The following is a 20,628-nucleotide window of genomic DNA, read 5'->3' on the forward strand; positions in this document are numbered from 1 at the left end:
CGCGCTTGCAAGGCCAAAGCCTTGCTGCGCGCGGGCGCCTTGCATCCAGCCCCTTTGCTCGACAACGCGATCCCCGGAAGTAGTATGAACAGGCCCTAACCGGCGATCAGTTTCTGCACCAGTTCGGCCGTCGTGGCCGCGGTGTACTTGCGCATCAGCCGCGCGCGGTGGATTTCCACCGTGCGATGGCTGATGGCCAGGGCGCGGCCGATTTCCTTCGAGGTCAGGCCCTGCATGACCTGGGCCGCGACCTCGCGCTCGCGCGGCGTGAGGTCGGCCTTGGCCGTGCGACGCGAGCCCAGGTCCTCGAAGCTCCAGATGCCGGCCTCGTGCGGCGCCTCGCGGTTCAGCGCCTGGCCACTCACGTGGCACCAGAAGGTTTCGCCCGCGAAGGCGCCGTGCAGGCCGCCGATCCTCTTCATCATCCGGTTGTCGGCGTAGCGGCCGCTGGCGTTGAGGATCGGCTCCATGCGCTTGCCGATCCGCTCGAATTCGGCGACGCTCGGGTACAGGACGCGGAAGGACTGGCCCACCAGCGCGGCGCGCGTGGCACCGAACATCTCGCACAGGCGGGCATTGCAGTCGACGATGATGCGATGCCGCGACAACACCATGCCGACCGGCGCCTGCTCGAAGGCGAGCCGGTAGTCGATCGGGGCGAGCGCGGTGTCGGGGGAGTCCATTACGAAATACTACGTATGCGAGTACGTAGTATCGTCTGAGGCCGATTCGACGCACTTCACCGCGTCTTCTCCCGTTTTCCTTTTCACCCAGCGAGGACCCATGGCGAACAAGATCTATCCCTCCGCCGACGCGGCGCTCAAAGGGGTCGTGGCCGACGGCCAGACCCTGGCGGTCGGCGGCTTCGGCCTCTGCGGCATTCCCGAGGCGCTGATCGACGCGCTGCACGATTCGGGCGTGAAGAACCTGACCTGCATCTCGAACAACGCGGGCGTCGACGGCTTCGGCCTCGGCAAGCTGCTCGGCACGCGGCAGATCAAGAAGATGGTCGCGAGCTACGTCGGCGAGAACAAGGAGTTCGAGCGCCAGTACCTGGCCGGCGAGCTCGAGCTCGAGTTCACGCCGCAGGGCACGCTGGCCGAGAAGCTGCGCGCCGGCGGCGCCGGCATCCCGGCCTTCTTCACCAAGACCGGCGTCGGCACGCTGGTGGCCGAAGGCAAGGAAACGCGCGAGTTCAACGGCGAGACCTACGTGATGGAGCATTCGCTGGTGCCCGACGTGGCGCTGGTGAAGGCCGACGTGGCCGACAAGTCGGGCAACCTGCGCTTCCGGCTCACCGCGCGCAACTTCAACCCGGCCGCCGCGATGGCCGGCAAGGTCTGCATCGTCGAGGTCGAGCGCATCGTCGAGGTCGGCGAGCTGGCGCCCGACGACATCCACCTGCCGGGCATCTACGTACACCGCATCGTGCTCAACGAGACGCCCGAGAAACGCATCGAGAAGCGCACCGTGAGCGCCGCCGCGCCGGTCGATGCCGCTGCCGCCAAGGTCGAGGCGCAGGCCGCGATCGCCCAAGCCGCAGCGGGCGTCGAAGTGCCCGCACCCGTCAAGAACAACGCTAAGGGAGCCTGAACATGCCCTGGACCCAGGACCAGATGGCCGCACGCGCGGCGCAAGAACTCGAAGACGGCTTCTACGTCAACCTCGGCATCGGCATCCCGACGCTGGTGGCCAACTTCGTCGGCGACAAGGAAGTCTGGCTGCAGAGCGAGAACGGCATGCTCGGCATCGGCCCGTTCCCGACCGAGGAGCAGGTCGACGCCGACCTCATCAACGCCGGCAAGCAGACGGTCACCACGCTGCCCGGCAGCGCGATCTTCGGCAGCCACGACAGCTTCGCGATGATCCGCGGCGGCAAGATCAACCTATCGATCCTCGGCGCGATGCAGGTGAGCGAGAAGGGCGACCTCGCCAACTGGATGATCCCGGGCAAGATGGTCAAGGGCATGGGCGGCGCGATGGACCTGGTGGCAGGCGTCAAGCGCGTGATCGTGCTGATGGAGCACGTCGCCCGCAAGAAGGACGGCACCGAGGACCTGAAGATCCTCGAGCAGTGCACCCTGCCGCTGACCGGCGTCGGCGTGGTCGACCGCGTGATCACCGACCTGGCCGTGATGGACGTCGTGCCCGAGGGCCTCAAGGTGGTCGAGCTGGCCGATGGCGTGAGCTTCGAGCAGTTGCAGGCCAAGACCGGCGTGAAGCTGTTGAAATAACCCCCGAAGCGCCTGCGGCGCCTCCGCCTTTCAGGGGGCGATACCTGCGGCCCGGCGGAGCCGGTTCCGCGGTATCCCTGGACTTGGCCTGCTTCGGTCTCGCAGGCCGCGGGCGATGCGGTCAGCGGGTGGCGGTCGGTGCCGGGGCCGGGGCCGGTGCCGGAGCCGGTGCAGCAGCAGCTGCCGCCGCCTGCGGATTCGGCGGCAGCTGGTAGCTCCAGGTCTCGCTGACCGGCTTGTCGCCCTGCACCAGGGCGGCGCGCATCTCGACCGGCAGCGCCGGGTTCTTCACCTTCACGCGCAGCGCCACGCGCCAGCCCTTGATGGCCGGGTTGCGTTCCAGGCCGACGCCGAGCAACTCGGCGTTGTCGCCCACGCTGACCTGCGGCGCCAGCGTGGCATCGGCCGGCAGGTTGGCCAGCGCCGGGCCCTCGAAGTCGATCAGGAAGGCGCTGTTGCCGTCGAACTTGCGGATCAGGTTGGCCTGCAGGTGCTCGTTGTCGGTGTGGAAGGTCTGCCTGACCCAGGCGTTGTCGGCGCCGTGCAGCGCCGGCTCGTCGCTGGTCCAGTGCATGCGGTAGGCGAACTGCAGCATCTGGCCGCGCCGGGTGGGCTCCGCGGGGGTCCAGTAGGCGACGATGTTGTCGTTGGTCTCGTCGGGCGTCGGGATCTCCATCAGCGTGACGCTGCCCTTGCCCCACTTGTTCTGCGGTTCGATCCAGGCGCTCGGGCGCAGGTCGTAGCGGTCCTTCAGGTCTTCGTAGCGCGAGAATTCGCGCCCGCGCTGCAGCAGGCCGAAGCCCTTCGGGTCGTCGACCTGGAACGAGCTGATCGCGAGGGTCTTGGGATTGTTGAGCGGGCGCCATATCCATTCGCCGCTGCCGGTGTGGATCGCGAGCCCGTTCGAGTCGTGGATCGCGGGCCGGAAGTTGCGCCTGAACTCCGACTGCTGGTTCGGTCCGTACAGGAACATGCTCGTGAGCGGCGCGATGCCGATCGACTGGATGTCGCCGCGCACGAAGATGTTGGCCTGCACGTCGACCACTGCGTCCTTGCCGCCGGGCCGCACGATGAACTGGTAGGCGCCGGTGGCGCGCGGCGAATCGAGCAGAGCGTAGATGACCACCTGGCGGTCATCGGGCCCGGGGCGCTGGATCCAGAACTCGCGGAAGTTCGGGAACTCCTCGCCACCCGGCGGCGCGGTATCGATCGCGAGGCCTCGGCTCGACAGCCCGTAGACCTGGCCCTTGCCGATCACGCGGAAATAGCTCGCGCCCAGGAAGCTCGCGACCTCGTCGAGCTTGTCGGGCTGGTTCACCGGATAGAGCACGCGAAAGCCCGCGTAGCCCAGCGTGCGGGTGGCGTTCTTGTCGAACGCAAGGCCGCCGAAGTCGAAGCGCTCGGGGTCGTACTGGATCTGCCTGACGGCGCCGTCGGCGGTGATCTCGTTGATCCGCACCGCCGAATTGAACTGCATCCCCTGGTGATAGAAGTTGAGCCGGAACGGCGTCGGCTGGTCGCTCCATTCGAAGCGGTCGGAACGCGGCTGCATCTTCTGGTAGTCGGCGAACTGCATGCCGCTGAACTCGGGCGGCAGGTTGTTCACGGGCGCGACGTAGGGCTTCTGCATCAGCGCGCGGGCCTGCGCGGTGACATCGTCGAGCGAGAAGGCCAGGGCCTGGGCGGCACCCAGCAGCGAGGCGGCGGAGACCAGCGAGAGCAGCGCGAGCTTGGCTGTCTTCTGGCGGCGTGCGGCTGAAAGAATCATGGGAGAGGTCGAATGCAATATTCCTGCCGTTTCCAGGAACGGTCCGATGGATTGGCGGCTTAGCTTAGCATCCGGGGCTCGACGGCCAGGCTGTCGCGAAGGGCGTGCCCGAGGGCTTTCGACGCAACGCCGCAAAGAATCCATGAAAGTTCCCTGAATGAAGATGCCGTACCTGCTGGCCCTCGTGGCCGGCCTCGCCAGCCCGCTGGCCTTCACCCAGACCCCGGTCCAGAGCGCGCCCGCAGCGGCCAAGGCCGCGAGCAAGGACAACAAGGCCAAGGACGCCTTCGTCGCCGACCTGATCCGCCGCATGACGCTCGACGAGAAGATCGGCCAGCTGCGGCTGATCAGCATCGGCCCCGAGATGCCGATTGCGCAACTCGCCGAGGAAATCAAGGCCGGGCGCGTCGGCGGCACCTTCAATTCAGTCAACCGTCCCGACAACCGCCGGCTGCAGGACGCGGCGATGCAGAGCCGGATGAAGATCCCGATGTTCTACGCCTACGACGTGATCCACGGCCACCGCACCACCTTCCCGATCGGGCTCGGCCTGGCCTCGACCTGGGACATGGCGTCGATCGGCCTGATGGCGCGCACCGCCGCCCGCGAAGCCAGCGCGGATTCCATCGACATGACCTTCGCGCCGATGGTCGACATCGCGCGCGATCCGCGCTGGGGGCGCACCTCCGAGGGCTTCGGCGAGGACCCGTACCTGGTCTCGGAGATCGCCAAGGCCGCGGTGCGTGGCTTCCAGGGCGACAAGATGCCGATCAGCGCCAGCAGCATCATGACCGCCGTGAAGCACTTCGCGCTCTACGGCGCCGTGGAAGGCGGCCGCGACTACAACACGGTCGACATGAGCCCCATGCGCATGTACCAGGACTACCTGCCGCCGTACCGCGCCGCGATCGACGCCGGCTCGGGCGGCGTCATGGTGGCGCTCAATTCCATCAACGGCGTGCCCGCCACGTCCAACACCTGGCTCATGCAGGACCTGCTGCGCCGCGACTGGGGCTTCAAGGGCGTGACCGTGAGCGACCACGGCGCCATCGTCGAGCTGATCCGCCATGGCGTCGCCAAGGACGAGCGGGAGGCGGCCAAGCTGGCGATCAACAACGGCATCGACCTCAGCATGGCCGATTCGGTCTACCTCAACGAACTGCCCGGGCTCGTGAAGTCGGGCGAGGTCAAGATGAAGGCGATCGACGCCGCGGTGCGCGAAGTGCTCGGCGCGAAGTACGACATGGGCCTGTTCGCCGATCCCTACCTGCGCATCGGCGTGGCCAAGGACGATCCGCCGGACCTCAATGCCGCGAGCCGGCTCGACCGTGCCGCTGCGCTGACCGTGGCACGACAGTCGATGGTGCTGCTCGAGAACCGCAACCAGACGCTGCCGCTGGCCAGGGGCGCCTCGATCGCGCTGGTCGGCCCGCTGGCCGATGCGCCGATCGACATGCTCGGCAGCTGGTCGGCCGCCGGCTATTCGAAGAACGCGGTCACGTTGCGCGCCGGCCTCGATGCCGCGGTCGCGAAGCAGGGCAAGGGCCGCGTGACCTACGCGCGCGGCGCCAACATCACGAACGACGAGGGCATCGTCAAATACCTCAACTTCCTCAACTGGGACACCCCCGAGGTCACGCAGGACCCGCGCACGCCGGCCGAGATGATCGCCGAGGCCGTCAAGGTCGCGCAGCAGTCCGACGTCGTCGTGGCCGCGGTGGGCGAGGCGCGCGGCATGTCGCACGAATCGTCGAGCCGCACCAGCCTCGACCTGCCGCAGAGCCAGCGCGACCTGATCACCGCGCTCAAGGCCACGGGCAAGCCGCTGGTGCTGGTGCTCATGAACGGCCGGCCGCTCTCGCTGGCGCGCGAGCAGAAGGAGGCCGACGCGATCCTCGAGACCTGGTACACCGGCACCGAGGGCGGCAACGCGATCGCCGACGTGCTCTACGGGGACTACAACCCGGCCGGCAAGCTGCCGATCTCGTTCCCGCGCTCGGTCGGCCAGATCCCGACCTACTACAACCATGCGCGCCTCGGACGGCCCTTCACCGAGGGCAAGCCCGGCAACTACACCTCGCAGTACTACGAGGAGGTCACGGGCCCGCTCTATCCCTTCGGCTACGGGCTGAGCTACACCGACTTCACGCTCTCGGACGTGAGCCTGTCGAGCCCGAAGATGCAGCCGAAGGGAAGGATCGAGGCCGCCGTGACCGTGAAGAACACCGGCCGGCGCGCGGGCGAGACCGTGGTCCAGCTCTACATCCAGGACGTGGCCGCGAGCGTGGTTCGGCCGGTCAAGGAGCTGCGCGACTTCCGCAAGGTCATGCTGCAGCCCGGCGAGGAACGCGTGCTGCGCTTCACGATCGACGAGGACAGGCTCAAGTTCTTCAACGCCCAGCTGCGCCGCGTGGCCGAGCCGGGCCAGTTCAACGTGCAGATCGGACTCGACTCGCAGAACGTGCGCCAGCAGGGCTTCGAGCTGCTGCCGTAGGGCTCGCCCGAGCGATCACAATCACTGACCCACTCACAAGGAAACTCGCACATGGGCGCGCAATGGAAAGCCAAGCACAAGGACCTGGCGGCCAACGCCAAGGGCCGGCTGTTCGGCAAGCTGGCCAAGGAAATCATGATCGCCGCGCGCAGCGGTGCCGACCCGGGCTCCAACGCGCGGCTGCGGCTGGTGGTCGAGCAGGCGCGCAAGGTCTCGATGCCCAAGGACACGCTGGAGCGTGCGATCAAGAAGGGCGCCGGCCTGACCGGCGAATCGGTGCACTTCGATCACGTGATCTACGAAGGCTTCGCGCCGCACCGCGTGCCCGTGATGGTCGAGTGCCTGACCGACAACGTGAACCGCACCGCGCCCGAGATGCGCGTGCTGTTCCGCAAGGGCCAGCTCGGTGCCTCGGGTTCGGTGGCCTGGGACTTCGACCACCTCGGCATGATCGAGGCCGAGGCCCAGCAGGCCGACGCCGACCCCGAGCTCGCGGCCATCGAGGCCGGTGCACAGGATTTCGAGCCGGGCGACGAGGGCGTCGCTGTCTTCCTGACCGACCCGGCCGATCTCGACATCGTGAGCCGGGCGCTGCCCGCGCAGGGCTACACGGTGCTGTCTGCCAAGCTCGGCTACAAGGCCAAGAACCCGGTCGACCCGGCCAGCCTGAGCGCCGAGCATCTCGAGGAAGTGGAGGCCTTCCTGGCCGCCATCGATGCCAACGACGACGTGCAGAACGTGTTCGTGGGCCTGGCCGGATAGGGCTGCGATGTTCCCGCCCGACCTGCTGTTCACCTATCTGATGGCCTGCCTGGTCGTGGTGATCGCGCCGGGCCCCGACAACATCCTGGCACTGAGCCGCGGCCTGAGCCAGGGCAGGGCGGCGGCCTGCCTATCCTCGGTGGGCGCCGGGCTCGGCATCATGTTCCACACGGTGGCGGCGACGCTCGGGCTCTCGCTGATCATCCAGGCCTCGCCGGTGGCCTTCTGGGCCGTCAAGGCGGTCGGCGGCCTCTACCTGCTGTGGCTGGGCTACAGGGCGCTGTCCTCGCGCAACCTGGTGAGCTTCGCGCCGAGCGCGCACCAGCCGCTGCGCACGGTCTTCCTCACGGGCCTGCTGTCCAACGTGCTGAACCCCAAGCCGGGGCTGTTCGTGCTGGCCTTCCTGCCGCAGTTCGTGAGCGCGGGCCGCGGCTCGGTGCCCATCCAGATGCTGGTGTACGGCGCGATCTTCGCGGTGCTGACCGCCGTCATCTTCTCGCTGCTCGGCAGCTTCGCCTCGAAGCTCTCGGGCTGGCTGCAGCGGCATCCGCGCGCCGGCACCGGGCTCAACGTGGGCGCCGGCCTGACCTTCATCGGCGCCGGGCTCTCGGTGCTGGCGCTCAAGCAGCGGGCCTGAGACAGCAGGCGGGGCGCATTCGCACCATCGGCGCTTTGCGCGCATCGGCCGGACGTATAGGATGCCGCGGGCGCAATGTCGCGCAGCTCAACCAGTTCAGCGGGGCAATGCCATCATGACTCTCGATCTCTCCCGTCGCCATCTCGGCCGCTGGGCCGGTGCGGCGGCGCTCGCTCCGTGGCTCGCATCGTGCGGAGGCGGTGGCTCCAGCGATCCGGTGGTCTTCGTTCCGCCCGCGACCGCGGGCACGCGCGAAGCCGGCTACCTGAAGGCCGTCGAAAGCATCTTTGCCGACTATCGCGTGCCGGGCGCCCTGGCGGGCGTGCGCGTCGCCGGCGAGGCGCCCTGGACCCGAGCCTTCGGCATGGCCGACGTGGCCAGCGCCACGCCGATGGCGTTGAACAGCACCTTCCCGGTACGCAGCGTCACCAAGTCGTTCACGGCCACGCTGCTGCTGCAACTGGTGCAGCTCGGCGCGCTCGGGCTGGACGACAAGGTGGGGCGCTACATCGCGGGCGTGCCGAATGGCGACCTGATCGGCCTGGCCGATCTCGCGGGCAATCAGAGCGGCCTGGCGGACTATTCGGCGCAGCCCGCCTTCCTCGAAGCCTTTGTGGAGGACACGCTGCGCGTCTGGACGCCGCAGCAACTCGTGGCCATCGCCTTCGCCGTGCCCCCGCTCTTCCTTCCCGGCGAGCAGTATCAGTACAGCAACACCAACACGGTGCTGCTCGGCATGGTGATCGAGGCCGTGATGCGCCAGCCGCTCGGCGAGGTGCTGGCGGCGCAGATCTTCAGGCCGCTGGCCCTGTCGGGCACCAGCTACCCTTCGACGCCCGGGCTGCCGCCGCCCACGCCCACGCCCTATGCGGTCGACATCGCCACGGGTGCCGTGGACGATCAACCACCGATCAGCCCGACCTCGCTCGCCGGCTCGGGAGCCATCGCCTCCACGCTCGCCGATCTGCTCGTGTGGGGCGACGCGCTGGGAACAGGCTCGCTGCTCACGCCGGCGCTGCAGGCCACCCGCAAGTCGCGCGCCCGCGCCGTCACCAACGGCCCGGAATACGACAACTACAGCCTCGGCATCGGACAGATCGGCAACTGGTGGGGGCACACCGGCAGCGGCGTGGGCTTCCAGGTCGCGACCATGAACCTCGTGTCGCGCAGCGCCACGGTGTCGGTGATGGTGAACGCCACGCCGGATGGTTCGCGCCGCGACTTCAATCTCGCGCAGGAGTTGTTCGAACGGCTGGCTGCGGTGGTCGAATCGACCTGAGCGGGCCCTGAGCGGGCCCTGAGCGCGCCGACTACTTCTTCGGGCCGGCAGCGCCGATCATGATGGCCTTGCCGAGCCCCAGGACCAGGACAAAGATCACGCCGAAGACGCCCATGCCGACGCTGCCCAGGTAGAAGGCATAGCCGATGGTGAGCAGCGCGACGGCCATCGGAATCCAGAACATCGACAGCTGAACGATGAATGAGAGCAGGCGCATGGGGTCATCCTCGGTCTTGGGTGGGCATGCCGATTGTCCCGGGCTTCGTCGGTTCTCCAAGTGCGCCGAAGCCGGCGTTCATCGAACCGGCAGCTCCAGGCACTCGATGTCGTTCTCCAGATCCGCGGTCCGCCGGCGCACGGTCTCCAGGGCCGCCTGAACCCCGGCATTGAAGAAGAGGGCGCCCACATGGCGGGCCACCTGCTTGCTGATCGGTGCCAGCTCCATGTTGCCGACTTCGAGGTCGAAGTCCTTCTTCAGCTGGTCGCGCAGCAGGGTCGAGACCTCGTGGATGACCTTCGTGGTCAGCAGCTCGTCGAAGTTCACAGTTCCGTTCCTCCCAGAAAAAGCTCGGTGCCGTCGCCGGATTCGCCGATGCCGCGGATCACTCGCGTGCCTGCACGATGGCTTCGCGCAGCAGCGCCACGCCGAGCTCGTGGAGTCCGTCCCAGATGATCTGGACGCCCAGGCACAGCAGGATGAAGGCCGACAGGCGCAGGAAGATCAAGGTGCCCACTTCGCCCAGCGGCTTCAGGAGCTGCTGCGCATAGCGGAACGCCAGGTACACCAGCAGGCCGATCGCCACCAGGCCGAGCACCGCGCCGGCCGTGCGACCGAGCGCGATCGAGATCCGCGGATCGGACAGCGATACGCCGACGGTGATGGCCGCCGCGATCGAGCCCGGTCCGCAGCTGATCGGAAAGGTCAGCGGATAGAAGGCCTGGCGCCGCGCCATCTCCGGCGTGAAGCTCTCGGCCAGCTCGGTGCGGCTGTCGGCAGTCGGCTGCGAGGCGGTCAGCAGCCGCCAGGCGTTGGCGGCGACGATCAGGCCGCCGCCGACGCGCACGATCGGAAGCGATATGCCGAAGAACTCCAGCAGGTAGGAGCCGATCAGCATTGCGCCCAGCAGCAGCCAGAACATGTTGCGCGCGATGCGGCGCGCCAGCAGTGTGCGCGTCGCGGCCGAGGCGCCCTCGGTCAGGCCGAGGAAGATCGGCGCGGTGGCCGCCGGGTTCAGGATCGGCAGCAACGCGGCAAAGACGAACAGGAAGCCCTTGCCGAAGGCGCCCAGCACTTCGAGCGTCATGGCCGGCCCGCCTCGCGCTTCTTCGCCGTGTCCACGGGCTCGACAAGGGCGCGCATGCGCGACCGCAGCGCACGATCGCGGCGCTGCTCCGCATCGTGGTCGTCGCGCAGGCCACGCCACAGCGAGACGGCCATCAGGACGATCACGACCGTGAAGGGCAGCGCGAAGACGATGGTCGCGGTCTGTACCGACTTCAGTCCGCCGGCCATCAGCAGGCTGGCCGCGATGCCGGCCACCAGCAGGCCCCAGGCGACCTTGACGCGCGCGCTCGGGTCCTGATCGCCGCCGGTGCTCATCGTGCCCAGCACCAGCACCGCCGAATCGCCCGAGGTGACGAAGAACACCATCACCAGCACGGTCGCGACGCCCGACATCAGCGTGCCCAGCGGCAACTGGTGCAGCAGCGCGAACAGTGCGGTCGAGGGGTCGGCCTGGACCGCCGCCGCAATCGGTACCTGCTGCGCGATCTGCATGTACAGCGCGGTGCCGCCGAAGACGGAGAACCAGACGAAGGCGGCGAGCGTCGGCACCGCCACCGTGCCGATGATGAACTCGCGCACCGTGCGACCGCGCGAGACGCGGGCGATGAACAGGCCGACGAAGGGCGACCAGCTCACCCACCATGCCCAGTAGAAGATGGTCCAGCTGCCGACCCAGCCGCTGTCCCGGAACGGCGTCATGCGCAGGCTCATGCGCACCACTTCGCTCAGGTAGCTGCCCAGCGTGGAGGTCAGCGTGTCGATGATCACCACGGTCGGGCCGAGCACGAACACGGCCAGCGCCAGCAGCCCGGCCAGCAGCACGTTGAAGCTCGACAGCCACTTGATGCCGCGGCCGATGCCGCTGAGGGCCGAGGCCAGGAACAGCGCGGTGGTGATGCCGATGATGCCCAGTTGCTGGGCCTTGCCGACCGGCAGGCCGAACACCGCATGCAGGCCGCTGTTGATCTGCAGCGCGCCCATGCCGAGCGAGGCCGCGACGCCGAACGCGGTGGCGATCACCGCCAGCACATTGACCAGCGGCCCGACGCGGCGCAGCGGCGCCCAGGGCAGCGCCTCCACCGCCGTGCTGACCAGGGCCGAGCCGCCGCGGCGAAACTGGAAGAAGGCGATCGCCAGCGCCACGATGCTGTACACGGCCCACGGATGCACGCCCCAGTGGAAGAAGCTGTAGCGCATGGCGGCGTTGGCGGCTTCGGGCGTGTTCGCCACCACGCCGGGCGGCGGCGCGCCGTAGTGCGAGATCGGCTCGGCCACGCCCCAGAACACCAGGCCGATGCCCATGCCGGCTGCGAACAGCATCGCGAACCAGGCCCCGAGCGAGAACTCGGGCTCCTCGTCGTCGGCGCCGAGCTTGATGTTGCCGTAGCGGCTGACCGCCAGCACCAGCGCGAGCACGACCAGGCCCAGTACCGCCCAGAGGTAGAACCAGCCGAAATTGCGCGTGATCATGGCGAGAGCGCCGTCGAAGACGGCGCCCAGGTGGGCGGGGGCGAGGATGCCCCACAGCACGATGGCCAGGATCGATCCGGCCGAAACGATGAGTTGCATGCAGCTCCTGGTTACAGCACCCTGGCTGGCGGCGATGCGCCGAGAGGGGCGGATTCTACCGGCCGCCTCGGGGGCCCCGTCATGCGGGCGCTTCGTCGGGGAGCAGCACCCCGCGATGCTGAAGTGCGGTCTCGCGCAGGAAATCCCACACCGCCTTCATGCGCGCCAGGTGCCGCGTCTCGGCTGGCACCGACATCCAGAAGGTGCGCGTGAAATTGGCTTCGCCCGCCAGCACGCGGCCGAGCGAACGGTCGCGCTCGGCGATGAAGGCCGGCAGCACCGCGATGCCCGCGCCCGCTGCCGCGGCCTGGTGCTGCGCGAGGATGCTGGTGCTGCGCAGCGCGAAGGAGTCGGGCTTGTAGAGCTCGTCCAGATACTGCAGTTCCTTGCTGAACAGCAGGTCGTCCACGTAGCTGATGAAGGTGTGGCCTCGCAGGTCTTCCCGCGACCTGATGGGCGGGTGCCTTGCGAGGTAGGCCCTGGAGGCGTAGAGGCGCAGCACGTAGTCGCTGAGCTTGGTCACGACCACGGGCCCGCGCGCCGGCCGCTCCAGCGAGATCACGATGTCGGCCTCGCGGCGCGACAGATGCACCAGCCGCGGCATCGCCAGCAGGTCGATCACCAGGCTCGGGTGCGCCTGGGCGAACAGCGCCAGCTGCGGCGCCAGGACGACCGTGCCGAAGCCCTCGGTGGCGCCGATGCGCACGAGGCCCGACAGCCCCTCCTGCGAGGCCGGTGCGGCGCGCTCGACCGTGCGGAAGGCGTTTTCCATCGCCTCCACCTGCGGCTGCAGGCGCCGGCCGGCCTCGGTCAGGCGGTGGCCGTCGGCCTCGCGCGAGAAGAGGGCGCCGCCCAGCTGCTTCTCGAGCGCCTGGATGCGGCGCGCCACGGTGGTGTGGTCGACCGCGAGCCGCCGCGCGGCGCCGACCAGCGTGCCGGTGCGCGACAGCTCGAGAAAGAAGCGCAGGTTGTCCCAGTCCATGGTGTGCAATTATGCAGATCAGCGCTGCATATTTGTCTATTGCCATAGCAAAAGTGCAAAGCTAGCATCGCCCTTCGCTGCCCGCAAATTCAAGGAGACAAGTTCACATGGATGCCACCACCACCCCCGCCACCCAGGTCGCCACCGTCAAGCTCTTGATCGGCGGCAAGTTCGTCGAATCGAAGACCACCGAGTGGCGCGACATCGTCAACCCGGCCACACAGCAGGTGCTGGCCAAGGTGCCGTTCGCCACCGCAGCCGAGGTCGACGCCGCCGTGGCCTCGGCCAAGGACGCCTTCAAGACCTGGCGCAAGACGCCGATCGGCGCGCGTGCGCGCATCTTCCTCAAGTACCAGCAGCTGATCCGCGAGAACATGGCCGAGCTGGCCGCGATCCTCACGGCCGAGCAGGGCAAGACGCTGCCCGATGCCGAGGGCGACGTGTTCCGTGGCCTCGAGGTGGTCGAGCATGCGGCCGCGATCGGCAACCTGCAGCTCGGCGAGATCGCCAACAACGTGGCCAACGGCGTCGATACCTACACGCTGCTGCAGCCGCTGGGCGTCTGCGCCGGCATCACGCCGTTCAACTTCCCCGCGATGATCCCGCTGTGGATGTTCCCGATGGCGATCGTCACGGGCAACACCTTCGTGCTCAAGCCCTCCGAGCAGGACCCGATGGTCACGATGCGCCTGTGCGAACTGGCGCTCGAGGCCGGCATTCCCGCGGGCGTGCTCAACGTCGTGCATGGCGGCGAGTCGGTGGTCAACGCGATCTGCGACCACGCCGACATCAAGGCGATCTCCTTCGTCGGCTCGACCAAGGTCGGCACCCACGTCTACAACCGCGCCACGCTGGCCGGCAAGCGCGTGCAATGCATGATGGGCGCGAAGAACCACGCGATCGTGATGCCCGACGCCAACAAGGAGCAGACCCTCAACGCCCTGGCTGGCGCCAGCTTCGGCGCCGCAGGCCAGCGCTGCATGGCAGTCTCGGTGGCGGTGCTGGTGGGCGATGCGCAGAAGTGGGTGCCCGAACTGGTCGCCAAGGCCCAGACGCTGAAGATCGGCGCCGGCACCGAGAAGGGCGTCGACGTCGGCCCGCTGGTGTCCTGCGCGGCCTACGACCGCGTCAACGGCCTGATCGAGCGCGGCGTGGCCGACGGCGCGACGCTCGCGCTCGACGGCCGCAAGCCGACCGTGCCGGGCTACGAGAAGGGCAACTTCGTGGGCCCGACCGTCTTCGCCGACGTCAAGCCCGGCATGACCATCTACGAACAGGAAATCTTCGGACCGGTGCTGTGCCTGGCCAATGCCGCCACCATCGACGAGGCGATCGAGATGATCAACGCCAACCCGAACGGCAATGGCACGGCGATCTTCACGCAGTCGGGTGCCGCGGCGCGCCGCTTCCAGGAAGACATCGACGTCGGCCAGGTCGGCATCAACGTGCCGATCCCGGTGCCGGTGCCGATGTTCTCGTTCACGGGCTCGCGCGCCTCCAAGCTCGGCGACCTCGGCCCCTACGGCAAGCAGGTCATCATGTTCTACACGCAGACCAAGACGATCACCGCGCGCTGGTTCGACGACAGCACCGTGAGCCAAGGCGTCAACACCACGATCAGCCTGAAGTAGTCTCGGGCGCATGGACTTCGAACTCACCGAGGAGCAGCGCGCCTTTGCCCAGACCGCGCGCGAATTCGCACTGCACGAATTCGCGCCGCATGCGGCGCGCTGGGACGCCGAGGCCTTCTTTCCGAAGGAGGCGATCGCCAAGGCCGGCGAGCTCGGCTTCTGCGGCCTCTACGCACCCGAGAGCATCGACGGCCTCGCGCTGCCGCGCCTCGATGCCACGCTGGTGTTCGAGGAAATGGCCGCGGTCGATCCGTCGACCACGGCCTTCATCACGATCCACAACATGGCGACCTGGATGCTCGGCACCTGGGGTGGCCCGGCCGTGCGCGAGCGCTGGGGCGCCGACCTCACGAGCGGCCGCAAGCTCGCTTCCTACTGCCTGACCGAGCCGGGCGCGGGCTCCGACGCTGCATCGCTGAAGACGCGGGCCGAACTCCAGGGCAACGAATACGTCATCAACGGCGGCAAGGCCTTCATCTCGGGCGCGGGCTCGACCGACGTGCTGGTGCTGATGGCGCGCAGCGGCGGCGGCGGCGCGGGCGGCATCTCGGCCTTTGCGGTGCCGGCCGACGCGCCCGGCATCAGCTACGGCAAGAAGGAGCACAAGATGGGCTGGAACAGCCAGCCCACGCGCACCATCGACTTCGACAACGTGCGCATCCCGGCCGAGAACCTGCTGGGCAGCGAAGGCGAGGGCTTCCGCATCGCGATGAAGGGCCTCGACGGCGGCCGCATCAACATCGCGACCTGCTCGATCGGCGCGGCCCAGGGCGCGCTCGATGCCGCGCGCCGCTACCTGCACGAGCGCCAGCAGTTCGGCAAGCCGCTCGCGAGCTTCCAGGCGCTGCAGTTCAAGCTCGCCGACATGGCGACCGAGCTGGTCGCCGCGCGCCAGATGGTGCGCCTGGCTGCAGCCAAGCTCGACGCCGGCCACGTCGACGCCAGCACCTACTGCGCGATGGCCAAGCGCTTCGCGACCGATGCCGGCTTCAACGTCTGCAACGATGCATTGCAACTGCACGGGGGCTACGGCTACCTGAGCGAATTCCCGCTGGAGCGGCTGGTGCGCGATGCGCGCGTGCACCAGATCCTCGAAGGCACCAATGAAATCATGCGCGTGATCGTCGCGCGCAAGCTGCTGGAAGGCGATAGCGACATCCGATGACCGACTCCGTGGTTCTCTTCAACGAAATCAAGGCCGCCAACGGCAAGCGCTTCGGCGTTGCCACGCTCAATGCGCCGGCCTCGCTCAACTCGCTGTCGGTCGCCATGGTGCGGCTGCTCACCCCCAGGCTGCGCGAATGGGCGGCCGACGCCGGCATCGCCGGCGTGCTGCTCGATGCCGCGGGCGAGAAATCCTTCTGCGCCGGTGGCGACCTGCGCCAGCTCTACCAGACGCTGCGCGACTGCGGTGCCGAGCGCAACGAATACGCCGAGCGCTTCTTCGGCGAGGAATACGAACTCGACCATCTGATCCACACCTTCCCGAAGCCCTTCCTGTGCTGGGGCCACGGCATCGTCATGGGCGGCGGGGTCGGCCTCATGGCCGGCGCCTCGCACCGCGTGGTCACGGCGCAGAGCCGGGTCGCGATGCCCGAGATCAACATCGGCCTCTACCCGGACGTCGGCGGCAGCTGGTTCCTGCGCCGCATGCCGGGCCGCGTCGGCCTGTTCCTCGCGCTGACCGCGGCGCCGCTGAATGCGGCCGACGCGATCTTCTGCGGCCTGGCCGACCTGCTCGTGCCGCACGCGAACAAGGCAGGGGTGCTCGACGCCATCGCGGGCGCCGCATGGAAGGGCGAGCCCGCGGCCGACCGCGCCACGCTCTCGCGCCTGCTGGCCGCGGCCGGCGAGGGCGCCGAGCTGCCGGCCTCGAAGCTGCGCGAGCACTTCGACACGATCAACACGCTGATGGCCGGCGACGACCTGCTCGACATTGCGCGCCGCCTGCGCGAGCTCAAGAGCGAAGACCCCTGGCTGCAGGCCGCTGCCGCCACCTTCGCCAAGGGCGCGCCGAGTTCGGCCGCACTGAGCTTCGCGCTCTGGCAGCGCGTGCAGCGCATGTCGCTGGCCGAGGTGTTCCGTCTCGAGTACTGGGCATCGCTGGGTTGCTGCGCACATGCCGACTTCGCCGAAGGCATTCGCGCCGTGCTGGTCGACAAGGACCGCAACCCGAAGTGGACCCCCGCCACGCTCGAGGAGATCACGCCCGCCTTCATCGACGACCACCTGCGCCCGCGCGGCGAGATGGCGCCCGAACTGGTGTCGCTCGCCTGAGCGCACCGCCCGCTTTCGAGTTCAAGAACGGAGACACACGACATGAAGATCGCTTTCATCGGCCTGGGCAACATGGGCGGCCCGATGGCCCTCAACCTGCAGAAGGCCGGCCATGCGCTGAGCGCCTTCGACCTCTCGGCCGAGGCCTGCAGGAAGTTCGGTGCCGATGGCCTTCCGATCGCGGCCTCGGCGGCCGCCGCGGTCGAAGGCGCCGACGTCGTGATCAGCATGCTGCCGGCCAGCGCGCATGTCGAAGGCCTCTACCTCGGCAGCGACGGCCTGCTCGGCAGGATCGCGCCCGGCGCGCTCGTCATCGACAGCAGCACGATCGCCGCCGCCACCTCGCGTAAGGTCGCCGAGGCGGGCGCGGCGCACGGGATCGCGGTGATCGACGCGCCGGTCTCGGGCGGTACGGGCGGTGCGATCGCGGGCACGCTGACCTTCATGGTCGGCGGCTCCGAAGCCGACCTCGAACGCGCGCGGCCAGTGCTCGAGAAGATGGGCAGCAACATCTTCCATGCGGGCGCTGCGGGCGCCGGGCAGACCGCCAAGATCTGCAACAACATGCTGCTCGGCATCCTCATGATCGGCACCTCGGAGGCGATCGCGCTGGGCGTCGCCAACGGGCTCGATCCCAAGGTGCTGTCGGAGATCATGCGGCGCAGTTCGGGCGGCAACTGGGCACTCGAGAAATACAACCCGCTGCCGGGCGTGATGGACACGGCGCCGGCCTCCAAGGGCTACGCGGGCGGCTTCGGCACCGACCTGATGCTCAAGGACCTGGGCCTGGCGCAGGAGAACGCGGCCGCGGTGCGTGCATCGACGCCGCTCGGCGGCCTGGCACGCAACCTGTACGCCGCCCACAGCTTGGGCGGGAACGGCGCGCTCGACTTCTCGAGCGTGATCAAACTGGTGCAGGCGCGGCAGGGCTGATTCCCGTCCGGCAGCACGCCGGACTTCGTCCGGGCCTCAGGTCCCGAGCATGGGATTGCGCCGGGCCTCGTCGCGGCGCCGGTCCTCGCGCACCGCATCGCAGCGCGGATGGCGGGCATAGGCCGCCTGGTCGCAGTGCGCGGCCTCGCAGCGTGCGGCGGAGAAGAAATTGAGGTTCTCGCAACCGCGGCGTGGATCGAGCGCCGCGGAGCGTGCGGGCGGCACGGGGGCCGGCGGCGTGCGTCGCGCGACCGCCGCTGGCGGTGGTGCCGTCGGCGCAGCCGCAGCGCCCGGCATCGCGGCCACGGGCGGATCGACCGCGACTTCGGCCTCGCCTTTGCCGAGCGAGGCCGAGAGCGGCACATCGGCCGCAGCCTCGGCGGACCGTTGTGGAGCGTCTGGCGGCGCGCGCTGCAAGACCTGCGGCGCATCGACCGGGACTGGCACGGTGGCCACGGGCGGTGCCATCGGCAAGGGGCCGGTCGCGGCCGGCCCTTCGAGCTGCGCTGCGCTCGGAGGCTTGCGGGTCACGTAGCCGAACCAGCCGCCGAAGCCGACGAACGCGGCCAGCATCACCGCGCCGAGCGCCAGCCAGAAGCTGCGCGGCGCATTGGCGTCGGAAGTCGTGCCGCGGTGGCTGGCTGGCATCGGCCGCGACATGGGCCGCCGTGAGTGGACGGCGCCCGCCAGCAACGGGTCGGTCGGCGAGAAGCTCGGCAGCTTGCGCGCGCAGCCATGGCAGAACTTCGCGGCATCGCGGTTCTCGGTCTGGCAGGCGGGACAACTGACGGGCATTCGGCACTCCTGGGCGCTGAAACATCAACCCGTCACTTTGAGCCCTCGGGCCGGTGCTGTCTGCCAGCGCAGGCCTACGCGATTCGGCCCGAGGGTCTTGGCGCAAACGTAGACTGCTGCAACGCATCTCTCATCGTTCCCGGAGCCCTCCCATGAACCCATCATTCAGTTTCTGCGTCGGCGCGAAGACCCTGGTGCTCTCGCTCGCCGTCATGGCGGCGACTGCGCAGGCGCAGGCACCGCTGGCCAAGACGCAGCTGGACCGCATCGCGGCGAGCGCGCCGGCGGCGTCCGCGGCGAACTTTCGCGTCTTCCTGGCCCAGGCCGCCAGGATCGATCCCGGCCTCGGGCCGACCGTCGCCGCCTACAACGCCAACCGGAGCCTGTCGCCCGAACAGCTGACTCGCATCGCGCGCCTGCTCGGCCTCTACAACCGCCTGCACAACCAGAAGGCGGTGCTGGCCTCGCTCGAGCAGATGGTGGCGCTGCCGACCGTGCGCGACGACAAGGTGCCGCCGCACGAGAGCCGGCCGATCATCGAGTTCGGGCGCCTCATCGAGAAGATGGCGGGCGAGTTCGGCCTCGTGTTCCGCAACGTCGACAACCGGATCTTCGAGGTCCGCCTGCCGGGCCGCGGGCGCGAGGAGTTCGGCATCCTCACGCATGCCGACGTCGTGCCCGCGGTGGCCGACGAATGGGTGCTCGAGGACGGCACCCGGCTCGACCCCTTCAAGATGACGCGCGTGGGCGAGCTGCTGTATGGCCGCGGCACGATCGACGACAAGGGATCGATCGCGGCCGTGATGTACGCGATGAAGGCCGTGAAGGAGAGTGGCCTGCCGCTGGATCGCACGATCCGCCTGATGATCGAGACCACCGAGGAAACCGGCGGCGACGCGATGAAGTACTACCGTGCCAAGGGACCGCTGCCGGACTACAACATCGTGCTCGACAGCAAGTACCCGGCGGTGGTGGCCGAGAAGGGCTCGGGCGCGCTCAAGGTCTTCTTTCCGGTCGAACCACCCGACGGCAGCCCGGCGGTGCGCACGGCGATCGTCGCCATGGCGGGCGCGTCCGCGGCCAACGCCGTGCCGCAGACCGCGACCGCCACGCTGGAGGGCGGCGACCTCGCGCAGGTGGCGGCCCGGCTCGAATTCGTGAAGGGGCCTTTCATCCGCAAGTACGAGGGGCAGGGCGGGGGCTTCTCCATCGACATCGCGAAGGAGAGCGACCGCATCGTGGTCAAGGTCATGGGCGTCTCGGCGCACGGTTCGCGCCCGGAGGAAGGCGTGAACCCGCTGCCGAGGCTCGCGCTGTTCCTGCAGGAATCGGGCGTGGTGACTGCGGCCAACCACTACACGAAGGCCGTTCGCTACCTGGTCGACCTCTACGGCACCGGCTACCTCGGCGAGAAGCTGGGCGTCGGCTACGGCGACGACTTCATGGGGCCGCTCACGCTGTCGCCGAACCTGGTGCGCGAACGGGACGGCCGGCTCGAAGTCACGACCAACGTCCGCATGCCGCGCGGCAGCACGCCCGAGGCGCTGACGGAGACGCTCAAGGAAAAGATCGGCGCCTGGGCCAATGGCAGCCAGGCCCGCATCGAGATCGACTACCAGCAGGGCAACTGGATGGCGCGCGATCCGAAGGGCGCCTGGCTCGCGACCCTGCTCGACATCTACGGTGCGACCACCGGCCTCGAAGCCAGACCGGTCTCGACCGCCGGCAGCACCACCGCCAAGCTGATGCCGAACGCGATCAACTTCGGCCCCGCGATGCCGGGCAAGAAATACACGGCCCACAACGCGAAGGAATTCAAGGAGGTGGCCGACCTCGACGCCGACATGCAGATGTTCACCGAGATGCTGGTGCGCATCGGCAATCTCAGAACGATGCAATAGCCGGACACGGCGTCAAGCCAGACGAAGGGTTTGGCACCGGCCCTCAACGGGTTCAAACTGTGGCAGCTCCGGAATGCCGGG

The 20,628-nt window shown here is 68.6% G+C and carries 19 protein-coding genes; 11 read left to right on the forward strand and 8 right to left on the reverse strand.

What is annotated here, in order from left to right; all coding sequences use genetic code 11:
- Positions 1–95: 95 nt before the first annotated feature.
- On the reverse strand, positions 96–683 hold the full coding sequence (locus QTH87_RS05590) for a LuxR C-terminal-related transcriptional regulator (RefSeq protein WP_286607554.1): 588 nt from the start codon (positions 681–683) through the stop codon (positions 96–98).
- A 100-nt stretch (positions 684–783) separates the two neighbouring features.
- Between QTH87_RS05590 and QTH87_RS05595 the strand changes: the two genes are divergently transcribed.
- The gene (locus tag QTH87_RS05595) at positions 784–1,593 is read left to right on the forward strand and encodes a CoA transferase subunit A (RefSeq protein WP_286607556.1); all 810 of its coding nucleotides are present in this window, start codon (positions 784–786) and stop codon (positions 1,591–1,593) included.
- 2 nt (positions 1,594–1,595) lie between these two features.
- The gene (locus QTH87_RS05600; RefSeq protein WP_286607558.1) at positions 1,596–2,234 is read left to right on the forward strand and encodes a 3-oxoacid CoA-transferase subunit B; all 639 of its coding nucleotides are present in this window, start codon (positions 1,596–1,598) and stop codon (positions 2,232–2,234) included.
- A 121-nt stretch (positions 2,235–2,355) separates the two neighbouring features.
- On the opposite strand, the gene QTH87_RS05605 is transcribed toward QTH87_RS05600, so the two are convergent.
- Positions 2,356–4,002 (reverse strand): glucan biosynthesis protein G, encoded by a 1,647-nt coding sequence (locus QTH87_RS05605; RefSeq protein WP_286607559.1) that lies wholly within the window; start codon positions 4,000–4,002, stop codon positions 2,356–2,358.
- Between the two features lie 157 nt (positions 4,003–4,159).
- On the opposite strand from QTH87_RS05605, the gene bglX reads away from it, so the two are divergent.
- The 4 genes from bglX to QTH87_RS05625 all read left to right on the forward strand — a co-directional run bounded on the left by bglX (position 4,160) and on the right by QTH87_RS05625 (position 9,174).
- Positions 4,160–6,496, forward strand: a complete 2,337-nt coding sequence (bglX, locus tag QTH87_RS05610) for a beta-glucosidase BglX (protein ID WP_444812742.1) — start codon at positions 4,160–4,162, stop codon at positions 6,494–6,496.
- A gap of 51 nt (positions 6,497–6,547) precedes the next feature.
- Entirely contained in the window at positions 6,548–7,258 is a 711-nt protein-coding gene (locus QTH87_RS05615) for a YebC/PmpR family DNA-binding transcriptional regulator (protein ID WP_286607560.1), read from the forward strand.
- A gap of 7 nt (positions 7,259–7,265) precedes the next feature.
- The gene (locus QTH87_RS05620) at positions 7,266–7,895 is read left to right on the forward strand and encodes a LysE family translocator (RefSeq protein WP_286607561.1); all 630 of its coding nucleotides are present in this window, start codon (positions 7,266–7,268) and stop codon (positions 7,893–7,895) included.
- 115 nt (positions 7,896–8,010) lie between these two features.
- The gene (locus QTH87_RS05625; protein ID WP_286607563.1) at positions 8,011–9,174 is read left to right on the forward strand and encodes a serine hydrolase domain-containing protein; all 1,164 of its coding nucleotides are present in this window, start codon (positions 8,011–8,013) and stop codon (positions 9,172–9,174) included.
- Between the two features lie 31 nt (positions 9,175–9,205).
- On the opposite strand, the gene QTH87_RS05630 is transcribed toward QTH87_RS05625, so the two are convergent.
- The 5 genes from QTH87_RS05630 to QTH87_RS05650 all read right to left on the reverse strand — a co-directional run bounded on the left by QTH87_RS05630 (position 9,206) and on the right by QTH87_RS05650 (position 13,010).
- Positions 9,206–9,391 carry a hypothetical protein gene (locus QTH87_RS05630; RefSeq protein WP_286607564.1) on the reverse strand — a complete coding sequence of 62 codons (186 nt, stop codon included), beginning with the start codon at positions 9,389–9,391 and terminating at the stop codon, positions 9,206–9,208.
- A 78-nt stretch (positions 9,392–9,469) separates the two neighbouring features.
- Complete coding sequence (locus QTH87_RS05635; protein WP_286607565.1) at positions 9,470–9,718, reverse strand: DUF2164 family protein; 249 nt, start codon at positions 9,716–9,718, stop codon at positions 9,470–9,472.
- A gap of 58 nt (positions 9,719–9,776) precedes the next feature.
- The gene (locus QTH87_RS05640; RefSeq protein ID WP_286607566.1) at positions 9,777–10,478 is read right to left on the reverse strand and encodes a MarC family protein; all 702 of its coding nucleotides are present in this window, start codon (positions 10,476–10,478) and stop codon (positions 9,777–9,779) included.
- Positions 10,475–12,028: a BCCT family transporter gene (locus tag QTH87_RS05645; RefSeq protein WP_286607568.1), complete on the reverse strand. Its 1,554-nt coding sequence runs from the start codon at positions 12,026–12,028 to the stop codon at positions 10,475–10,477. The genes QTH87_RS05640 and QTH87_RS05645 overlap by 4 nt, the downstream gene beginning before the upstream one ends.
- A gap of 79 nt (positions 12,029–12,107) precedes the next feature.
- The gene (locus QTH87_RS05650) at positions 12,108–13,010 is read right to left on the reverse strand and encodes a LysR family transcriptional regulator (protein WP_286607569.1); all 903 of its coding nucleotides are present in this window, start codon (positions 13,008–13,010) and stop codon (positions 12,108–12,110) included.
- 107 nt (positions 13,011–13,117) lie between these two features.
- Here QTH87_RS05650 and QTH87_RS05655 point away from each other — a divergent pair, with 107 nt between their 5' ends.
- The 4 genes from QTH87_RS05655 to mmsB are packed head-to-tail and all read left to right on the forward strand — an operon-like array spanning position 13,118 to position 17,851.
- Complete coding sequence (locus tag QTH87_RS05655; RefSeq protein ID WP_286607570.1) at positions 13,118–14,641, forward strand: CoA-acylating methylmalonate-semialdehyde dehydrogenase; 1,524 nt, start codon at positions 13,118–13,120, stop codon at positions 14,639–14,641.
- A gap of 10 nt (positions 14,642–14,651) precedes the next feature.
- Entirely contained in the window at positions 14,652–15,806 is a 1,155-nt protein-coding gene (locus tag QTH87_RS05660; RefSeq protein ID WP_286607572.1) for an acyl-CoA dehydrogenase family protein, read from the forward strand.
- Complete coding sequence (locus QTH87_RS05665) at positions 15,803–16,918, forward strand: enoyl-CoA hydratase/isomerase family protein (protein WP_286607574.1); 1,116 nt, start codon at positions 15,803–15,805, stop codon at positions 16,916–16,918. Before QTH87_RS05660 ends, QTH87_RS05665 begins: the two co-directional genes overlap by 4 nt.
- Positions 16,919–16,960: 42 nt before the next feature.
- Positions 16,961–17,851 carry a 3-hydroxyisobutyrate dehydrogenase gene (gene mmsB, locus QTH87_RS05670; protein ID WP_286607575.1) on the forward strand — a complete coding sequence of 297 codons (891 nt, stop codon included), beginning with the start codon at positions 16,961–16,963 and terminating at the stop codon, positions 17,849–17,851.
- A gap of 36 nt (positions 17,852–17,887) precedes the next feature.
- Here mmsB and QTH87_RS05675 read toward each other — a convergent pair whose 3' ends face one another.
- Positions 17,888–18,646: a hypothetical protein gene (locus QTH87_RS05675; protein WP_286607576.1), complete on the reverse strand. Its 759-nt coding sequence runs from the start codon at positions 18,644–18,646 to the stop codon at positions 17,888–17,890.
- 152 nt (positions 18,647–18,798) lie between these two features.
- Here QTH87_RS05675 and QTH87_RS05680 point away from each other — a divergent pair, with 152 nt between their 5' ends.
- On the forward strand, positions 18,799–20,547 hold the full coding sequence (locus QTH87_RS05680; RefSeq protein ID WP_286607577.1) for a dipeptidase: 1,749 nt from the start codon (positions 18,799–18,801) through the stop codon (positions 20,545–20,547).
- The last annotated feature ends 81 nt before the right edge of the window (positions 20,548–20,628 follow it).

Source organism: Variovorax jilinensis, from assembly GCF_030316885.1.
Lineage (GTDB): Bacteria > Pseudomonadota > Gammaproteobacteria > Burkholderiales > Burkholderiaceae_C > Variovorax > Variovorax jilinensis.